Genomic DNA, 17,356 nt, shown 5'->3' on the forward strand with positions numbered 1-17,356 from the left:
TTGATAAATCTTTCGACTTAAAATTTCACGAGTGCCCACACAGATTGCATGGTCAAATTGTTAAAGAACATACTGACTAGGTTGCTGGCTAAGCGCCGTGCTCCGTGTCAGTGAGGTCGCATTATAGGGAACCCAAAACAATCCGCAAGCATTTATTTAAAAAAAACACCCGACTGCTCTCTTTTTAATCAAACAGTAAAAATCAGCTTTTATTTCATGCTAATTGGCGAAATTCAGGCTTTGATTGACTATTAAGAGGATAGTGACACGCATCTGCATGATCACCGGCTTTCGCTATTAATAACGGTCTATCCTCTTTGCACTTATCTGTCGCATAAGGACAGCGTGTATGGAAGTGACAACCTTTAGGGGGATTGATAGGCGAAGGTAACTCCCCTTTCAACATTATTCGTTCAGTATTTCTCTTTCGAGGGTCTGCAACTGGAATCGCAGATAATAAAGCTTGGGTATAGGGATGACGTGGAGAGTTGTATACATCAAGTGCATTACCTAACTCAACAATCTTTCCCAGGTACATTACCGCAACACGATCAGAAATATGTTTGACGACAGATAAGTCATGCGCAATGAAGATCAGCGCTAATTTCATTTCTTGTTGAAATTCTAATAATAAATTTAAGATCTGTGCTTGAACAGATACATCTAATGCCGAGACCGACTCATCACAAATAATAAGCTTGGGTTTTAAGGCAACAGCACGCGCAATCCCAATACGCTGCCTCTGCCCCCCTGAAAACTCATGAGGGTAACGTTCTGCCGCACTTTCAGGTAAACCGACTTTAATTAAAAGCTCTTTGACCCACAACTTACGCTCTGCAGGTTTACCAATACCATGAATGATGAAAGGTTCTTCTATTATCATGCCAACGGTATGGCGAGAATTTAAAGATTCAGTGGGATCTTGAAAGATAATCTGCATTTCTTGGCGAAGTGTACGCATTTCTTTGACTGATAAATGGGTAATGTCGCGCCCTTCAAAAAATATCTTTCCTGCAGTTGGCTCAAACAATTTCAGAATAGAACGTCCCAACGTACTTTTTCCACAGCCCGACTCCCCCACAAGGCCAAGTGTTTCCCCCGCCTTTACAGAAAAACTAACACCATCGACAGCATGGATGGTGTAGCCCTTACGAAAGATACCGCCGCCAGAAGAGAAGTGCTGCTTAATATTTTCAATGCGTAATAATTCCGGCATTAATCCACCTCTTTCCAGTGATGACAACTCACTCTATGTTCACCGTCGAGTTGCGTCCATATTGGTACTGTATTTCGACATTCCTCGGTAGCATAAGCGCACCGGGTACAAAACCGACAACCTTCAGGCATTTCACTTAAATGAGGCACATTCCCAGGAATCGTGACTAACATCTGTTTGTGTAATGCACTCAAGGTCGGCATCGAATTCAACAAACCTTTGGTATAAGGGTGCTTAGGTTTCTCAAACAATGTAAATATATCTGCCGTTTCTACCGCTCGACCCGCATACATCACCACAACGTCATCACAGATCTCGGCGACAACACCAAGATCATGCGTGATAAAAATCATAGCCATACCAGTTTCTCGCTGTAACTCTCGCATTAGGTCAAGAATTTGCGCCTGAACAGTCACGTCTAATGCCGTTGTTGGCTCATCACAGATTAAAATATCCGGTTTACATGCCAACGCTATCGCGATCATTACTCGCTGGCGCATACCGCCTGAAAGGTTATGGGGATACTCCATGACTCGCTGTTCTGGCGATGGAATCCCCACCTTCTCTAACATTCTAATGGCGTATGTTAAGCGATCTTTTTTATCAAGATCCTTACGGTGCAATTCAAGCACTTCGCACAATTGCTTTCCAACCGAATGAACGGGGTTTAACGCTGTCATTGGATCTTGGAATATCATAGAGATGCTGTTTCCTCGCATCTCATAAAGCTTCTCTGGAGGCAAATCCACCACATTCGTTCCTCGATAGAGGATCTCTCCAGCATTAACTCGACCATAAGGATGGGGAAGGAGCCCCATAATGGACATTGCTGTCACACTTTTCCCACATCCCGACTCTCCGACAATCCCCAAGGTTTGCCCTTTCTTTACATTAAAGGTAACGCCATCCAGTACACGGACAATACCGTCATCAGTGGTAAATTCTGTTCCAAGATTTTTAACTTCAAGCAATACCTCAGGGAGCATATTACTTCTCCCATGATTTATAGCTTGTAAGATTCGTCAATGATGGTGACGGCATCAAATACCTTCCCTTTCTTCATCGCCGACTTTGTCTCTTTCTTGACGTTATCATCAATCCAAAATGTTGATATCCCAATAGGGTCAAACATTGCTTCTGTTAATTTGGTCATTGGCTGGTTTGGCACTTTTAACCAACGCCAGTACCCCTCTCGAACGTAAGGCACCATATAACCAGGAATGATGACATTGGCATCGGCTACAACCTGCTGTATCTCTCGGGATATGGCCCTTTTCTTTTCGACATCAAACTCGATACGGTATGACATGATTAATTGATCAAGCGCGGGCGAACTAAAGTTCGTGAAGTTATTGGTCTGCGTTTTGTTGGCATTGTCAGAATGGAAGTACTCCCAATACTGAGGAATATAAGACGTCCCCATATTATGGAAAGACAGCTCATGCTTTTTCTCTAGCACATATTTAAACGCCGAAGATCCATCAACTAAATTCAAGGTTAATTCTAAACCCGCCTCTTTCGCCTGCTCTTTAAGGTAAGCGACCCTAGGGGTATGTGCAGTCGCGGAGTAGGTTATCGCAAAGCTTAATCGCTCACCTTTACTATTTACCCTTATGCCATCGGTACCTATTTTCTCAAAACCTGCTTGAGAAAAGTATTCTGCAGCTAGCTGAGGATCAAATTTATCCGCTTTTATCTCGCTATTGGTATATTCACCATGACCAACGCCTAAACCATTAGGCTTACGCATATAATCACCACGTAAAACCTTCTCAATCATGCCATCAAAGTCAATCGCATGTGCAATCCCTTTACGCACATTCAGATCATTAAGGTGCGGTTTTGCGGTATTTACCCATACTCCACCACTGCCCTGAGGTAATTGATTAAATCCCCAAAACTTATTGATATACCCATTTTGATACGGTTTGCTATTTGATTTATCGTGCCACAATGAAGGCATCACTAAGCCAAATGCATCAAGATCCCCCTTCTCAAAATGTTTTTGGGCAATGTCTTGGTCACGAATGACTTTTATATTTATTTTTTCAACGTTATAACGGTTTTTATAATATTTATTGGAATATCCCCACCAATCCTTGCCTACATGCTTAAACCTAATCGACTTACCTTTTTTCACTTTATCAACGTAATAAGGTCCTGATGATGGCTCAGCTTTAAAATTATAAAGGCGGACAAAGTTGTCATCGACGCCATCATTATTCTTATCGACTTTTGGCTTATAAAAGTGGGCGGGGCGGGGCTGAATATCGTAGAGTGTTGTCATTAAATCTTCTCGGTTTTTAGGCTGAACCGATTTAATCACAATGGTGTGTTTATCTATCTCAGTTACCGAATCAACTTGTTCGGTGTAGTAATTATTATACCAAGGGGCAATAATATCTTTTGAACGCATGAGCTGGAGGGCAAACTTAAAATCATCCACCGTAATCGGTTTACCATCAGACCACTGTGCCTTTGGGTTTAATCGAAAATAAATACTTTTATTGTCGTTACCATAAGCCCACTCATCAGCTAATTCTGGAATCCATTTATAGGTAATAGGATGTCGTCTTACCAAATTAGGACGAGAATCTAATAACCATTGCCTGAAACTACCATTAGAGTCGGGACCTACAATACGAAATGTCTGGGGAAAGCTTTGTAGATAGGTTCGAAACGTACCGCCAAACTGCGCGTTTTCAGAAGCGAATATAGGTTCATCTGCATTGGAGATCCATTCAAGATCACTGGGGAGTTGAGCAGCACTGGCAAACGCCCCTCCCAACATAGATACCATCGCCAATACGGATAGTGTTATTTTATTCATCATTAACATCCTTGTTTATATCGTGAACCTTAAATATAGCGCGTATATTTTTTAGGATCGAAAGCTTCACGAATGCCTTCACCTATAAATGTCACCATGACGAGTACCATGACAATAGCAGCAACAACTGACGATGCTATCCACGGTGAATCTAAGTTGGATTTTCCTTGTTGTAGTAAATCTCCCCAGCTTGGCGTGGGAGGCATTAAACCCAACCCTAAATAATCTAACGCTGTTAATGCGGTAATATTTGCCGCAATCGTAAATGGTGCTAATGTCACAATCATTACCATGGTATTGGGTAATATATGCTTAAACAGAATCCGGAATGTTGATGCACCAAGTGCCCGGGCTGCCATCACATATTCTCGGGCAGATTCTTTATAGGTCATCGTACGCATGTACCAGGTTATGCCCATCCAACCAAAGAGTACGTTAATAGCGACAAATAAAGAGAACGTAGGGCGAGTAATCGAAACCAATATCATGATGACATACAAAAAAGGCACCATTGACCACACTTCAATTAAACGTTGAGCAATCAAATCAAACTTTCCTCCCCAGAACCCCATCGCACACCCAACTGCAACGCCAATAGCATATGAGATCACCATCGTCATCAAAGCAAAGCCCATGGCAATTCTAAAGCCATAAACCAAACGCGCTAAAATATCGCGCCCGATAGTGTCTGTTCCAAGATAATGTTTATCCTCAAAACTGGGTGCAGTTGGAGGATAATCACCGCTAAAGTCTTGCTCATAGGGGTTCCAAGGCACTAGCGGTAGTACAACAAAATTACCGCGATTTTGTTGCTCAAACACTTGCTGTAATTCTCGGTAGTCCGTTTCTTTCAAATACGAAAGACCAAACGTTGTACCTTTCCTTACATCACTAATAACCGGAAAATGAAAGCCCCCCTCATATTTCACCACCAACGCTTTGCTATTGATAAAAACTTCAGCCACCAGCGATAGAAGTAACAAGCAAGTTAATACTAAGAAGGATAAGTACCCACGCTTTATTTCTTTAAAACGCTTTATTTTTTTTAGCGTAAGAGGATTCAGTTTCATCATTTACGCTCCAAACTTTACGCGAGGATCAGCGATTGCAACGCAAATATCAGAGAGGATATTACCAATCATTAGAAGCACGGCATTAATTGCCACAATCCCCATCACAACAGGGTAATCACGCTCAACAATTGATTCGTACCCTAACAATCCAATGCCATCAATATTAAAGATAACCTCAATCAGAAATGATCCGGTCATAAAGAACAGCAGAGAATTACCAAAATGACTGGCGACAGGAATTAAACTATTACGCAAAGCATGTTTGCGCACTGCTTCTTTGAAGGGTAACCCTTTAGCTATTGCTGTACGCACATAATCTGACGATAGGTTTTCCATTAGATTATTTTTCATTGTCATTGTTAAGGTTGCAAAATCCCCTATCAAATAACAAATCAAAGGAAGCACGGCATGCCACATAACATCTTTAACTTGCTCATAGACCGTTTCATAATCATCAAAGTCGTCATCAACAAATCCTCCCATCGGGAACCACTCCAAGTGATAGCCAAATAACGTGATCAGTAAAACACCCACCACATAACCCGGAAGTGCATAACCAACAAAAATTAAGATGGATGAACTTGAGTCAAATATTGTTCCATGACGCATGGCTTTGTAGTAACCCAGCGGGATCGAAATAAAGTAACTAATAAAAAAAGTCATTCCACCATAGAATGCTGATACCGGAAAACGCTCGGCTATCATGTCCCATACTGGTTCGTAATACCGGGTAGATTCGCCAAAGTCTAACGTTAAAAGTTTTCCGAGCCATTGCGTATACGCTTCAAATACCGGTTTATCCAAACCATAAAAAGCATTCAGTTCAGCGATTTGAGTTTCAGAAAGCGCGCTGCTTCCCCCAGGGCTGGAAATGGATGCTGCAACATCGCCTTGCGCTTGCATACTTGCCAGCATGCGCTCAACAGGCCCACCAGGTACAAACCGAGTGATTGTAAAGATAAGAAGCGTAATGCCGAGAAAGGTCGGGATGACTAACATCATCCGCCGAAGAAAATATGACAACATCTATAGACTAACTCCTTGTCAACGACGATCACTAAGTACCTACATAAAAAGTGCCTATACAGTAAGCACCTATATAAAAAGATAGCAGGTGAAATTTCTTTCAACGATCTTATACCAATCTTCCTGAATGGTTACCGCTATTCTCGTGCGCTTACGTTTTCAATAGCCTTCATTCATATCGGGAAACTGATTTATATACAATAGAAAACAAGGCATAACGATATCTTTTACTCAAAAGTTAGCTATCTCTTAAATTTTAACTAGTTGACTAAAATTTAAGTACAAAAAAGGCCGCTAATCTGCGACCTTTTTTATACAAGATGTTCAGCAAAACAATGATTAGCGTGCAGCTAACCAAGCAGGAACATTAGCAACACTATCAAGCACAACACTTGCCAATGCTTCACCTTGCTCTGTAACAGGCTTGCCTGTACGAACAAGTATTTTAGTACCAACGTTCGCCGTCGTTGCTGCTGTCATATCATCGGTTTTATCGCCGATCATAATTGAGTTATCCATATCGATGTCAAACTCTTCACATGCAGAAAGCAACATACCCGGTTCAGGTTTGCGGCAATCACAATCTTGTAAATACTCGCCTTTACCTTCTGTTGGGTGATGCGGGCAGTAATAAATACCATCAAACTCAACACCGTTATCAACGAAGTTCCAATCCATCCACTCCGTTAAGCGGGTAAATTCCGCTTCGGTGTACATACCACGCGCAATCCCTGCTTGGTTCGTTACTAAAATAAGCAAGTAGCCCATATCTTTAAGCTTTTTACATGCTTCAAATACACCATCTATGTATTCAAAGTCATCTACTGTATGAACATAGCCATGATCAACGTTAATCACGCCATCACGATCGATAAAGACTGCTGGATTGGCCAAGAGTTAGCCCTCTATATAGTATTTGCGGCAATATTGCGTATAAGCAGATTATGGCACGGCTTAGAATGTGATTCACCTGTTTATCAGATTCTGCGCTATACACCTGTCATTCAAGGTGCTAGAAAGAGCCTGACTCTTACGTTTAGCCATCTAGCCGTAAAAATAGCTATTGACTTAGCCATCTAGACGCCCTAGCATCATCACAACAGTTTACGATTGAATGTCACATAAAGAACAAAACAATTACAATGTAAACACAAACAACAGCATTACTTTTATCTAGATTCAGGATGTTCGATGATAGAAATTAATAGAGTTAATAAAGTGTTCTATCAAGGTGAGCGAGCGATCAATGCGCTTAGCGATATTAACCTGACTATTGAGCAAGGTACTATTTTTGGCGTTATTGGCTCTTCTGGTGCTGGTAAGAGTACGTTAATTCGTTGCGTTAACTTGTTAGAGCGCCCAACAAACGGACATATCATTGTTGACGGTGTCGACCTAACTCAACTTTCCAATAAAGAGTTATCATTAGCACGCCGAAAAATTGGCATGATTTTTCAGCACTTCAATCTTTTATCGTCACGCACTGTTTTCGAAAACGTAGCGCTACCGTTAGAATTAGCAGGCGTATCTAATAATGCTATAAAAGAAAAAGTGGATGGGCTGTTAAAACTTGTTGGTCTAGCTGATAAAAATGATACCTACCCTTGTAACTTAAGTGGTGGTCAAAAACAGCGCGTTGCAATTGCTCGTGCATTAGCGTCAGATCCAAAAGTCTTATTATGTGATGAAGCAACAAGTGCGCTTGATCCTGCAACAACACAATCAATTTTAGAACTATTACGCGAGATTAATCGCGAATTAAACCTAACGATCTTATTAATCACGCATGAAATGGATGTGGTTAAAAGTATCTGCTCACAAGTTGCCATTATTGGTGATGGTGAATTAGTCGAAAAAGGCCCTGTCGGTGATATCTTCGCCCACCCTAAAACAGAACTCGCGCGCGAATTTATCCGCTCTACATTAGACTTATCAATCCCTGCGGATTACCAAGCTCGTATGACACCAGAAAGAGTAGCAGGTAGCTACCCTCTTATTCGTTTAGAGTTTACAGGCGCTTCGGTAAATGCCCCTTTGATTAGCCAAGTTGCAAGAGAGTTTAATATCGATATCAGCATTTTAAGTTCTGATATGGATTATGCCGGTGGCGTTAAATTTGGCTTAATGTTGGCAGAATTATTTGGTACAGAACAAGCAGCAGAGCAAGCTATCGCTTTCTTGCGTGATCATAAAGTAAATGTAGAGGTATTAGGTTATGTTGCTTGATTCAATAAGCAGTTGGTGGGAAACCAATGAACGATTAACGTATTTATTGGTTGAAGCACTAGGTCAAACCTTAACGATGGTGTTTGCATCAGGGCTTATCGGCTTTGCACTCGGTATTCCGCTAGGTGTCGCTTTACACTTAAGTAAAGAAGGTGGCCAGCTTGAAAACCGTACCTTAAACAAAGTGCTGGGTACCGTTGTCAATATTGGGCGATCTATCCCTTTTATCATTTTACTTGTCGCCATTATTCCTTTTACTCGCTTTATCGTAGGTAGCTCAATCGGAACGGCTGCAGCAATAGTACCGCTCACCGTTGGTGCGATTCCATTTATTGCACGCTTGGTCGAAGGTGCATTACTGGAAGTACCGTCAGGCTTAGTTGAAGCAGCACAGGCAATGGGCGCGACACCTCAGCAAATTGTTACTAAAGTTCTATTACCAGAAGCATTGCCGGGCATCATTAATGCGATAACAATTACCCTAGTCACTCTCGTAAGCTATTCTGCAATGGCGGGCACAGTTGGTGGCGGCGGCCTTGGTGATGTGGGGATCCGTTATGGTTACCAACGCTTTGATGGCACCGTTATGATGATCACTGTTGTTATGTTGGTCATCTTAGTACAACTTATTCAATCGGTTGGTGATCACTTGGTTAAACGTGTTGATCATCGATAAGTAGAACATTCATTAATACGAAAAAACTGCATAGCCATTTCATGCATACAATAAAGAATGGCTATTAAAAAAATCAGGGAATACCCCAGTTAAGGAGAAGCACCATGGCGTTTAATTTGAAAAATATTGTTGCAGTCGCAGGCCTAGCATCTGCACTTGTATTAACAGGTTGTGGCGAAAAAGAAGCTGTTGTTGATAATAGCAAAATTAAAATTGGGGTAATGGCTGGCGCTGAAGCACAAGTTGCTGAAGTGGCAGCGAAAGAAGCAAAGAAAACATACGGATTAGATGTTGAATTAATCACTTTTACTGACTACGTTTCACCAAACGCAGCTTTAGAAGAAGGCTCTATTGATATAAATGCATTCCAACATAAACCTTACTTAGATCAGCAAATGACTGACCGTGGTTACAAGTTTGCTATTGTGGGTAACTCTTTTGTATACCCAATTGCTGCTTACTCAAGCAAAATCAAATCACTTGACGAGCTAAAAGATGGCGATCAAATTGCAGTTCCGAATGATCCAACAAACCTTGGTCGTTCTTTACTACTATTGCAACAACAAGGTCTACTAACGCTAAAAGAAGGCTCAGGTTTAACAGCAACAGTGCTTGATATTGTAAGTAGCCCTAAGAACCTAAAAATTGTTGAGCTTGAAGCTGCCCAGCTTCCCCGCTCTCTAGATGATGTTCAACTTGCGATTATTAACACAACATACGCAAGCAGCATCAACCTAACACCTGAGCGGGATGGTGTATTCGTTGAAGACAAAGAATCTCCGTATGTAAACCTAATTGTTGCACGTGAAGATAATGTGAATGCTGAAAATGTGCAGACATTCTTAAAAGCTTACCAATCTGATGTCGTTTACAACGCGGCACAAGAAATCTTCCAAGGTGGCGCAGTTAAAGGCTGGTAATTCCTTATCGCTGAATAACTTGCAGACTAAAAAAACAGCTAAAACAAAAGGGGCGCCTGATATTGGCGCCTCTTTTTTGGTTTATTACTACCACTATTTTTTCTTCGCCTTCCCCTGCACCGCTTTAAAGCGTGGATTTGATTTACAAATCACGAATACTCGCCCGCGACGTTTAACGATCTGACAATCACGATGACGTGATTTTGCACTTTTTAATGAGCTAACAACTTTCATTTTATTCTCTTCGATTAAATCAACTGATATGTTATAACATAACAATATCGTGTTTTATCATCGCTGAGTCAAGGCGTTTTTTATGGTATGTTCTGCGCTACTTACTCTTTGCTATCTATAACAGGTCGCGCTTTATGTCTTACAGCATTGAACCTATTGGTATTGTTCGGTCGCCTTATAAAGAAAAATTTGCCGTTCCACGTCAACCAGGGTTAGTACCCAGCGCATGCTCAGAAATCATCTTGCAAGGCAGTGCCAATACTATAGAGGCAGTGAGAGGCATCGAACAATTCAGCCATCTCTGGTTATTATTTTTATTCGATCAAAACCTTGAAGCTGGCTGGCGACCAACAGTAAGGCCCCCTCGTTTAGGTGGTAACGAACGCATTGGTGTCTTTGCGAGCAGAGCAACATTTCGCCCTAATGGCATTGGAATGTCAGCTGTTGAACTGAAAGGGATACGCCAAAAAGGCAGTGATATTATTATTGAATTAGGTGGTGTTGACTTAGTTGATGGCACACCGATTATCGATATAAAGCCTTACGTACCTTATTCAGATAGTTTGCCACAAGCATTGGGTGGTTTTGCCGCGGGTGAACCCGAGACCTTACCCGTTATGTTTACAGATACAGCATTAGAACAATTAAAAATGGATGACAATGCTTATCAGCAAACCGTTATTAGTGAAGTATTGGCTCAAGACCCTCGACCGGCTTACAAAAAGAATAAAATTGATACCAAAGAATATGCCGTCCATTTATTTAATTTCAATGTGAAATTTACCGTACAGGATGGTCTCGTTACCGTTACTACTATTGAAACAACCGTAGAATAAGTGAGATCACGCTTGTTCTCTTTGGTGATTAGCCTTTTGGCTGATAATATAATCCCCTTCACTTAAAATTCTCAACAAACGGATACCATCAATGCGTACCAGTAACTATCTTCTTTCCACGTTGAAGGAGACTCCAAACGACGCAGAAGTCATTAGTCACCAACTAATGCTACGTGCAGGTATGATCCGTAAGCTAGCTTCAGGTTTATATACTTGGCTACCTACTGGTCTACGTGTACTGCGTAAAGTCGAAAATATCGTTCGCCAAGAGATCGATAATGCAGGTGCCGTTGAAATCTTGATGCCCGTAGTTCAACCGTTTGAGCTTTGGGAAGAAACGGGCCGTTCTGAGAAAATGGGTCCTGAGCTACTTCGCTTTACTGACCGCCATTCTCGTCCGTTTGTTCTAAGCCCAACAGCAGAAGAAGTTGTCACTAGCCTTGTGCGCAACGAGATTAGCTCATACAAGCAGCTTCCGCTGAACCTGTACCAAATCCAGACTAAATTCCGTGATGAACGTCGCCCTCGTTTTGGCGTAATGCGTGCTCGTGAATTCTCAATGATGGATGCGTACAGCTTTGATATCGATAAAGAAGGCTTAGAAAAATCTTACCAAGCTATGCACGATGCTTACTGTAAAGCATTTGACCGTATGGGCCTTGAGTACCGTCCAGTATTGGCAGACTCTGGCGCAATCGGCGGCAGCGGCTCTCAAGAATTCCACGTGCTTGCTGAAAGCGGTGAAGATCTAATCGCATTCTCTAGTGACTCTGATTACGCAGCAAACATCGAGAAAGCAGAAGCACTAGCTCCAACAGCTGAGCTTGCAGCAGCAACTCAAGAGATGGAACTGGTTGATACACCTAATGCGAAAACAATCGCAGAGCTTGTTGAGCAGCACGGCCTTGCAATCGAAAAGACAGTGAAAACGCTATTCGTTAAAGCTTCTGACGAAGTAGATGCTGACATTATCGCGCTTATCATCCGTGGTGATCACGAGCTTAACGAAGTTAAAGCTGAAAACCTACCACAAGTTGCATCTCCACTAGAGATGGCTGGTGAAGCTGAGATCCGTGCACTAGTTGGTGCAGGCCCAGGCTCACTTGGTCCTGTTGGTCTTGAGCTACCATTTATCGTAGACCGTACTGTTGCAGTAATGAGTGATTTCGGTGCGGGTGCTAACGTTGATGACAAGCACTACTTCGGTATTAACTGGGGTCGTGATGTTGAGCTTGCTCAAGTGGAAGACCTGCGTAACGTTGTAGAAGGCGACCTAAGCCCGTGTGGTCAAGGTACTATCCAGCTGAAACGTGGTATTGAGGTTGGTCACATCTTCCAACTAGGCACTAACTACTCAGAAAAAATGAACTGTAACGTTCTTGGCCCTGATGGTAAGAGTGTCACTCTAGAAATGGGTTGTTACGGTATTGGTGTTTCACGTGTTGTGGCATCAGCTATTGAGCAAAACTACGATGAAAACGGCATTATCTGGCCGACAGCACTTGCACCATTCCAAGTGGCTATCGTACCGATGAACATGGCTAAATCTGAAGAAGTTAAAGAAGCAGCAGAAAGCTTGTATGCTGAATTAACGGCTGCGGGCATCGAAGTGTTATTTGATGATCGTAAAGAACGCCCAGGTGTAATGTTCAAAGATATCGAGCTAATTGGCATTCCACACACGATTGTGATCGGTAACCGCAGCTTAGAAAATGGCGAGATGGAATATAAAGACCGTCGTGATGGCAACAAAGTCGCAGTGCCAGTTGCTGATGTTGTTGAAATGATTAAGCAAAAATTAGCTTAATTCAACTATCGTTTCAGCCGTCTTATTAAGCCTCCTTGTTGGAGGCTTTTTTATATGTTGTCATCCACGATAACTACTTTCTATAACGCACTTTTCATACTCATGTGGAATGTACAATGCCATACCTCGATATTCCATCACTAGTACAACATCGCTGAGATCACTCTGAATCCTGCATCTTGAGGTAGCTTGGGTATATAGTTAATGAAGAGAAAATAATATTTATCATCATCGTTTACGATGTGAGGTAGAAATATGGCAAAGGATAAGCCAAAAATCAGCTTACTCTTAACAGGGGGGGGAGCACGGGCTGCTTATCAAGTTGGCGTGTTAAAAGCCATTGCCGAGTGGTACCCACGCGTTCACCATAGCCCTTTTTCAATATATTGCGGTACATCAGCTGGCGGCATAAATGCAATCGCCATCGCCAGTTACGCGTCATGTTTTCGCCTTGGTGTGAAAAAATTAGAGTGGATTTGGGCGCGGCTACATAGCCGCAGAGTATTTATCGCCAGTCCGTATGGCATGACTAACTACTTGCTTAAACAAGGGTTTGCACGCTTACAGGCTGATTATCATGAACGCCCACCTTTTGGCTTATTAAATAATCGTCCCCTTCGTGAGCTACTTAACCAAGTTAATAATTATGAACGGCTAGAAAAACAAATTATAGCCGGTAATTTACATGGCATCTCTATCACCGCTTCCAGCTATAAAAGTGGCCGCTCTGTCAGCTTCTTTCAAGGCCAACAAGAACTGTGTGAATGGGATAGAGCAAAATCGAAAGGGCGCCGCTCATTAATATCGACAGAGCATTTGTTAGCATCTGCCGCAATACCTCTGGTCTTTCCTGCCAGTAGGATAGGTCAAACCTACTATGGGGATGGTTCAATCCACCAATTATCGCCACTGCGTCCATCATTAAAAATGGGCGCAGATAAAATACTGATGATTGATTTAATCAATGAAAAAACAGAAGAAAGAGATCACACCAAAGCACCAGGATTAGCGTCTTTGGGGGGGCATTTAATGGATACTATTTTTAGCGATACGTTAACAGCTGACCTAGAAAACCTATCACGTACCAATACCATCATTCAGGCACTACCTGAACATGAAAGACAACGCCTACAATTAAAAAATGTGGACCATATTCATTTATCCCCAAGCAAATCCTTTGAACCATTAGCCCAAAAGTACTACTGCCATCTACCACCAATGACCCGCGCATTAATGCGACTTACGGGGATTAGCCCTAAAGATGATGCCGCCATAACCAGTTACATCTTATTTGAACCTGAATATATTCAGGCTTTAATAAAGCTAGGTTATGAAGATACGACTGAAAAAGAGACGATGCTCCGCAAGTTTTTGAAATAAAATCATATAATTATTAATAATAAATTACTCTAGATATTGATTTGAACAAATAATTGCCTATAGTGAACCCCTAACAAATTTATGACGCTTTTATGGATCCAATTCTCTGGGACAAGTTTTTTGCTGATGAACGAAAACCGAGGACAAAACCTCTCGGCGCTGATCAGCGTCTACTGATCTTGCAAAAACTACAAGGCAAAATAGAACTTGGAATATTATTCGAAATATTCACTCGTGAAATCGAAAAACAAATCGATATAAGCCGTCTTATCTGGGATCTTGACGATACTAGTACCTTAATTCGTCGAGGAAAAGCCACCGAATTCAACCAAACCTTTGTTTTACGCTTTGGTGAAAATGAACTCGGTAAATTAAAATACACGACCCCTTATAAACTTGATAACGATGAAATTAACTTACTTCATACGTATCACCGCCTTTTCGCTGGTCCCCTTAGTAATGCTATTGAATATCGTCGAGTCAAAAATATGGCTATGCGAGATCATTTATCAGGTTTAGGCAACCGTTCTAGTTTTGAGCAAGATATACAACACTCAATTGCGATGAGCGAACGTCGGGATGTGGGTTTAGTCGTCGTGATCTTTGATTTAGATAATTTTAAACAAGTTAACGACCGCTATGGACACCTTGATGGTGATAAAGTTATCCGTCGGTTCGCTATTGCGTTAAAACATGCTGTTCGTAACTCTGACCGTTGTTATCGTCTAGGCGGAGATGAGTTCATCATGCTGCTGCAGCCAGCAACAGACAAATCGGCACAAAAAGTAGCAGAACGCGTACATCACTTGATTAATGATGACCAAGCGCTACGTACTCTTCAGGTTTCATCATCACATGGTTATGCCCAATATCAAAAAGGGGATACCACCCTTTCACTAATTGATCGCGCTGATCGCCAGTTATATAAACAAAAGCGTAATAAATAGCCACCTCCCAAATTTATCCTCTTTTGATCAATATTCTTTGTTATCCTCAACGTGTATATTGGTGTTCATCGTCATAGAATTTATTCCAATACGTTCTCTATTCGAATAAATTTTACTTTAGAGGAAACATCATGAAAGTTTACGAATGCTGCGAATTAATCCGTATGACTTATGCACAAGTTGGCAGCGGTGATCTCGGCTATATTCCTAATGCGATTCATTGTGCAGTCAAAACATTTGATTTTATTGCTGCTAATGAAGAGCTACCAAAAGATGTTCGCGAACGTGCGGCTTTTGCTGCTGCAAATCTATTGATGAGTGATTTTGAAGACTAACTATGAACTTATCCAAATATGAAACGATGGACCCTGTCATGTTAATGAGCATTATTAATATGAAAATTCGTGATGAATTTGAGGACTTGGACAGCTTGATTAACTATTTCGAAATCGATAAAGAAGTTTTGATCAGCCGCCTAAAACAGGCAGGCTTTGATTACTTGCCTGAAGTGAAACAATTTCGCTAACGCATCAAATAAATGAGTATTAGAGACAAAAACGGAAGCCAATGGCTTCCGTTTTTTATATTTCATGGTTAATTATCAGTAACCTTAGCCAAACGAAGCCCAAAGTACTGTTGCCACTAAAATAGGACATACAACTTTTAGGTATAGCGGCCAAACTTTCCAGAACAAACTGTTTTCGATTTCAGGGCAACCTTCGCTCAACTCTTTGAGTTTACTGTTACGAGACCAAACCCAGCCACCAAATAAAGTAAACAGTAATGCAGCTACAGGCTGAAAATACTGCGTAGCAATAGTCGCAACTAAACCAAACATCTGGCCAAAATTAAAAATAATAACAACACTGAATAAAGCAATTAACGCCCCTAACACCCAGCTTGTCGGCTTACGTTTCGTATTAAAACGCTCACTGACTAACGACACTGGGCATTCAAGCATTGAGATAGATGATGTTAGTGCAGCGATCGTCATTAGCACAAAGAAAACGAGAGCAAGCAGTTCACCCACAAAACCAAGGCTATCAAACAACATAGGCAGAACAGTAAACACTAAGGTATCAGAACTCAGAAGAGAGCCATCTTCTGCGTAAATTGCTACACCTTTTTGCATCGCGACAAACATCGCAGGCATTACAACCATGCCCGCTACAATGGCAACAGCGGTATCAACCAATGTCACGCTAAGCGCCATTTTCGGTAGGTTTTCTTTCTTACTTAAGTAAGAGCCATAAATAAGCATAGAACAGCCACCAATAGTCAAAGAGAAGAACCCTTGTCCCATTGCGGCTAACAGTAACTGGCGATCAAAGACTTTACTGAAATCAGGAATAAGGAAGTGCTTTAACCCTTCCATTGCGCCATCTTGAGTCATGATATAAACAAACATTAAACCAAATAAAGCAAACAACGCAGGCATTAAACGTGTAGACCACTTTTCGATACCCTGCTTAACGCCACTTTGCACAATAAGAATGGTTAATATATAAAATATAATTGCGCCAAAGAGGTTACGACCAATAGAGAAATCTTTTAACCATGCAGATGCCGATTCAAAACCGAAAATATCCGTTACAGCTGCAAACATGAAGGTAATTAACCATCCTGCGACAATGCTGTAGAATGCCAACACTAAACAAGGTACGGCTAAACCAATACAACCAACTACTGAGCCTGCTTTTTTAGCTAACGGGTTATCCGATAAACTACGCATGCTATCGATTGGATTCGCTTGACCATGACGACCAATAGCCATTTCGACCACCAGCATAGGGAAAGCAACGACCAAGATCATAAAGAGGTAAACCAGAACAAACGCCCCTCCTCCATTACTTGCCGCTTGTGTTGGAAATCCCCAAATATTCCCAAGCCCAACAGCAGCACCGGCAGCAGCCAGAATAAACCCTACTTTTGAACCAAAATGTTCTCTACTACCAGCCATTATGCGTACTCATTTACCAATCATCGTATCAGTGTGCTAGTACAATAATGCATGCTACTTTCTTTAGCAAGAGCAGAGTATCTAACTGAATAAATTATGAGCTAGCAACTGTAAATATCGTGGTACAGCAATAATAGACAAAGAAAAACCGCTATCAGTGTTGAGTACTAATAGCGGTTAATGTTAAATATCAATATGCCTACTGAGGTATATTAAATAATAAAC

At 41.5% G+C, this 17,356-nt stretch carries 17 protein-coding genes; 9 read left to right on the plus strand and 8 right to left on the minus strand.

Annotation, left to right across the window (positions count from 1 at the left end):
• Positions 1-214: 214 nt before the first annotated feature.
• From C9J47_RS25300 to gmhB, 6 genes are all read right to left on the minus strand, one after another.
• Positions 215-1,216 carry an ABC transporter ATP-binding protein gene (locus tag C9J47_RS25300; RefSeq protein WP_107256616.1) on the minus strand — a complete coding sequence of 334 codons (1,002 nt, stop codon included), beginning with the start codon at positions 1,214-1,216 and terminating at the stop codon, positions 215-217.
• The gene (locus C9J47_RS25305; protein ID WP_107256618.1) at positions 1,216-2,202 is read right to left on the minus strand and encodes an ABC transporter ATP-binding protein; all 987 of its coding nucleotides are present in this window, start codon (positions 2,200-2,202) and stop codon (positions 1,216-1,218) included. The genes C9J47_RS25300 and C9J47_RS25305 overlap by 1 nt, the downstream gene beginning before the upstream one ends.
• Before the next feature lie 17 nt (positions 2,203-2,219).
• The gene (locus C9J47_RS25310) at positions 2,220-4,046 is read right to left on the minus strand and encodes an extracellular solute-binding protein (protein ID WP_107256620.1); all 1,827 of its coding nucleotides are present in this window, start codon (positions 4,044-4,046) and stop codon (positions 2,220-2,222) included.
• A gap of 29 nt (positions 4,047-4,075) precedes the next feature.
• Positions 4,076-5,119, minus strand: coding sequence for an ABC transporter permease (locus C9J47_RS25315; protein ID WP_107256623.1), 1,044 nt, complete (start codon positions 5,117-5,119; stop codon positions 4,076-4,078).
• Complete coding sequence (locus tag C9J47_RS25320) at positions 5,120-6,145, minus strand: ABC transporter permease subunit (RefSeq protein ID WP_107256626.1); 1,026 nt, start codon at positions 6,143-6,145, stop codon at positions 5,120-5,122.
• A 339-nt stretch (positions 6,146-6,484) separates the two neighbouring features.
• Complete coding sequence (gmhB, locus tag C9J47_RS25325; RefSeq protein ID WP_107256628.1) at positions 6,485-7,039, minus strand: D-glycero-beta-D-manno-heptose 1,7-bisphosphate 7-phosphatase; 555 nt, start codon at positions 7,037-7,039, stop codon at positions 6,485-6,487.
• A gap of 297 nt (positions 7,040-7,336) precedes the next feature.
• Between gmhB and metN the strand changes: the two genes are divergently transcribed.
• The 3 genes from metN to C9J47_RS25340 all read left to right on the plus strand — a co-directional run bounded on the left by metN (position 7,337) and on the right by C9J47_RS25340 (position 9,967).
• On the plus strand, positions 7,337-8,371 hold the full coding sequence (gene metN / locus C9J47_RS25330; protein ID WP_107256630.1) for a methionine ABC transporter ATP-binding protein MetN: 1,035 nt from the start codon (positions 7,337-7,339) through the stop codon (positions 8,369-8,371).
• Positions 8,361-9,047: a methionine ABC transporter permease gene (locus C9J47_RS25335; protein ID WP_006232692.1), complete on the plus strand. Its 687-nt coding sequence runs from the start codon at positions 8,361-8,363 to the stop codon at positions 9,045-9,047. The genes metN and C9J47_RS25335 overlap by 11 nt, the downstream gene beginning before the upstream one ends.
• A gap of 104 nt (positions 9,048-9,151) precedes the next feature.
• Positions 9,152-9,967: a MetQ/NlpA family lipoprotein gene (locus C9J47_RS25340; RefSeq protein WP_107256633.1), complete on the plus strand. Its 816-nt coding sequence runs from the start codon at positions 9,152-9,154 to the stop codon at positions 9,965-9,967.
• A 93-nt stretch (positions 9,968-10,060) separates the two neighbouring features.
• Here C9J47_RS25340 and ykgO read toward each other — a convergent pair whose 3' ends face one another.
• The gene (ykgO, locus tag C9J47_RS25345) at positions 10,061-10,201 is read right to left on the minus strand and encodes a type B 50S ribosomal protein L36 (protein ID WP_107256635.1); all 141 of its coding nucleotides are present in this window, start codon (positions 10,199-10,201) and stop codon (positions 10,061-10,063) included.
• A gap of 134 nt (positions 10,202-10,335) precedes the next feature.
• Between ykgO and tsaA the strand changes: the two genes are divergently transcribed.
• The 6 genes from tsaA to C9J47_RS25375 all read left to right on the plus strand — a co-directional run bounded on the left by tsaA (position 10,336) and on the right by C9J47_RS25375 (position 15,697).
• On the plus strand, positions 10,336-11,037 hold the full coding sequence (tsaA, locus tag C9J47_RS25350; RefSeq protein WP_107256637.1) for a tRNA (N6-threonylcarbamoyladenosine(37)-N6)-methyltransferase TrmO: 702 nt from the start codon (positions 10,336-10,338) through the stop codon (positions 11,035-11,037).
• Positions 11,038-11,128: 91 nt separating this feature from the next.
• The gene (locus C9J47_RS25355; RefSeq protein WP_107256639.1) at positions 11,129-12,844 is read left to right on the plus strand and encodes a proline--tRNA ligase; all 1,716 of its coding nucleotides are present in this window, start codon (positions 11,129-11,131) and stop codon (positions 12,842-12,844) included.
• A gap of 255 nt (positions 12,845-13,099) precedes the next feature.
• The gene (locus tag C9J47_RS25360) at positions 13,100-14,224 is read left to right on the plus strand and encodes a patatin-like phospholipase family protein (protein ID WP_107256641.1); all 1,125 of its coding nucleotides are present in this window, start codon (positions 13,100-13,102) and stop codon (positions 14,222-14,224) included.
• Positions 14,225-14,316: 92 nt separating this feature from the next.
• Complete coding sequence (locus tag C9J47_RS25365; protein WP_107256644.1) at positions 14,317-15,171, plus strand: GGDEF domain-containing protein; 855 nt, start codon at positions 14,317-14,319, stop codon at positions 15,169-15,171.
• A 131-nt stretch (positions 15,172-15,302) separates the two neighbouring features.
• Positions 15,303-15,506 (plus strand): YaeP family protein, encoded by a 204-nt coding sequence (locus C9J47_RS25370; protein WP_107256646.1) that lies wholly within the window; start codon positions 15,303-15,305, stop codon positions 15,504-15,506.
• Between the two features lie 2 nt (positions 15,507-15,508).
• A complete protein-coding gene (locus tag C9J47_RS25375) occupies positions 15,509-15,697 on the plus strand; it encodes a DUF4250 domain-containing protein (protein WP_107256648.1) in 189 nt (62 codons plus the stop codon).
• Positions 15,698-15,781: 84 nt separating this feature from the next.
• Here the strand turns inward: C9J47_RS25375 and C9J47_RS25380 are convergent, their stop codons facing one another.
• On the minus strand, positions 15,782-17,131 hold the full coding sequence (locus tag C9J47_RS25380) for a sodium-dependent transporter (RefSeq protein ID WP_107256650.1): 1,350 nt from the start codon (positions 17,129-17,131) through the stop codon (positions 15,782-15,784).
• Positions 17,132-17,356: the final 225 nt, after the last annotated feature.

This window comes from Photobacterium indicum (genome assembly GCF_003026215.1).
GTDB classification, from domain to species: Bacteria; Pseudomonadota; Gammaproteobacteria; order Enterobacterales; family Vibrionaceae; genus Photobacterium; species Photobacterium indicum.

Excerpts from the sequence above, each read along its gene's own strand:
- C9J47_RS25335 (WP_006232692.1), top strand. The coding sequence starts at position 8,361 with ATGTTGCTTGATTCAATAAGCAGTTGGTGGGAAACCAATGAACGATTA.
- tsaA (WP_107256637.1), top strand. The coding sequence starts at position 10,336 with ATGTCTTACAGCATTGAACCTATTGGTATTGTTCGGTCGCCTTATAAA.
- C9J47_RS25370 (WP_107256646.1), top strand. The coding sequence starts at position 15,303 with ATGAAAGTTTACGAATGCTGCGAATTAATCCGTATGACTTATGCACAA.
- C9J47_RS25355 (WP_107256639.1), top strand. The coding sequence starts at position 11,129 with ATGCGTACCAGTAACTATCTTCTTTCCACGTTGAAGGAGACTCCAAAC.
- metN (WP_107256630.1), top strand. The coding sequence starts at position 7,337 with ATGATAGAAATTAATAGAGTTAATAAAGTGTTCTATCAAGGTGAGCGA.
- C9J47_RS25300 (WP_107256616.1), bottom strand. The coding sequence starts at position 1,216 with ATGCCGGAATTATTACGCATTGAAAATATTAAGCAGCACTTCTCTTCT.
- C9J47_RS25340 (WP_107256633.1), top strand. The coding sequence starts at position 9,152 with ATGGCGTTTAATTTGAAAAATATTGTTGCAGTCGCAGGCCTAGCATCT.
- C9J47_RS25375 (WP_107256648.1), top strand. The coding sequence starts at position 15,509 with ATGAACTTATCCAAATATGAAACGATGGACCCTGTCATGTTAATGAGC.
- C9J47_RS25310 (WP_107256620.1), bottom strand. The coding sequence starts at position 4,046 with ATGAATAAAATAACACTATCCGTATTGGCGATGGTATCTATGTTGGGA.
- ykgO (WP_107256635.1), bottom strand. The coding sequence starts at position 10,201 with ATGAAAGTTGTTAGCTCATTAAAAAGTGCAAAATCACGTCATCGTGAT.
- C9J47_RS25315 (WP_107256623.1), bottom strand. The coding sequence starts at position 5,119 with ATGATGAAACTGAATCCTCTTACGCTAAAAAAAATAAAGCGTTTTAAA.
- C9J47_RS25320 (WP_107256626.1), bottom strand. The coding sequence starts at position 6,145 with ATGTTGTCATATTTTCTTCGGCGGATGATGTTAGTCATCCCGACCTTT.
- C9J47_RS25365 (WP_107256644.1), top strand. The coding sequence starts at position 14,317 with ATGGATCCAATTCTCTGGGACAAGTTTTTTGCTGATGAACGAAAACCG.
- C9J47_RS25380 (WP_107256650.1), bottom strand. The coding sequence starts at position 17,131 with ATGGCTGGTAGTAGAGAACATTTTGGTTCAAAAGTAGGGTTTATTCTG.
- C9J47_RS25360 (WP_107256641.1), top strand. The coding sequence starts at position 13,100 with ATGGCAAAGGATAAGCCAAAAATCAGCTTACTCTTAACAGGGGGGGGA.
- C9J47_RS25305 (WP_107256618.1), bottom strand. The coding sequence starts at position 2,202 with ATGCTCCCTGAGGTATTGCTTGAAGTTAAAAATCTTGGAACAGAATTT.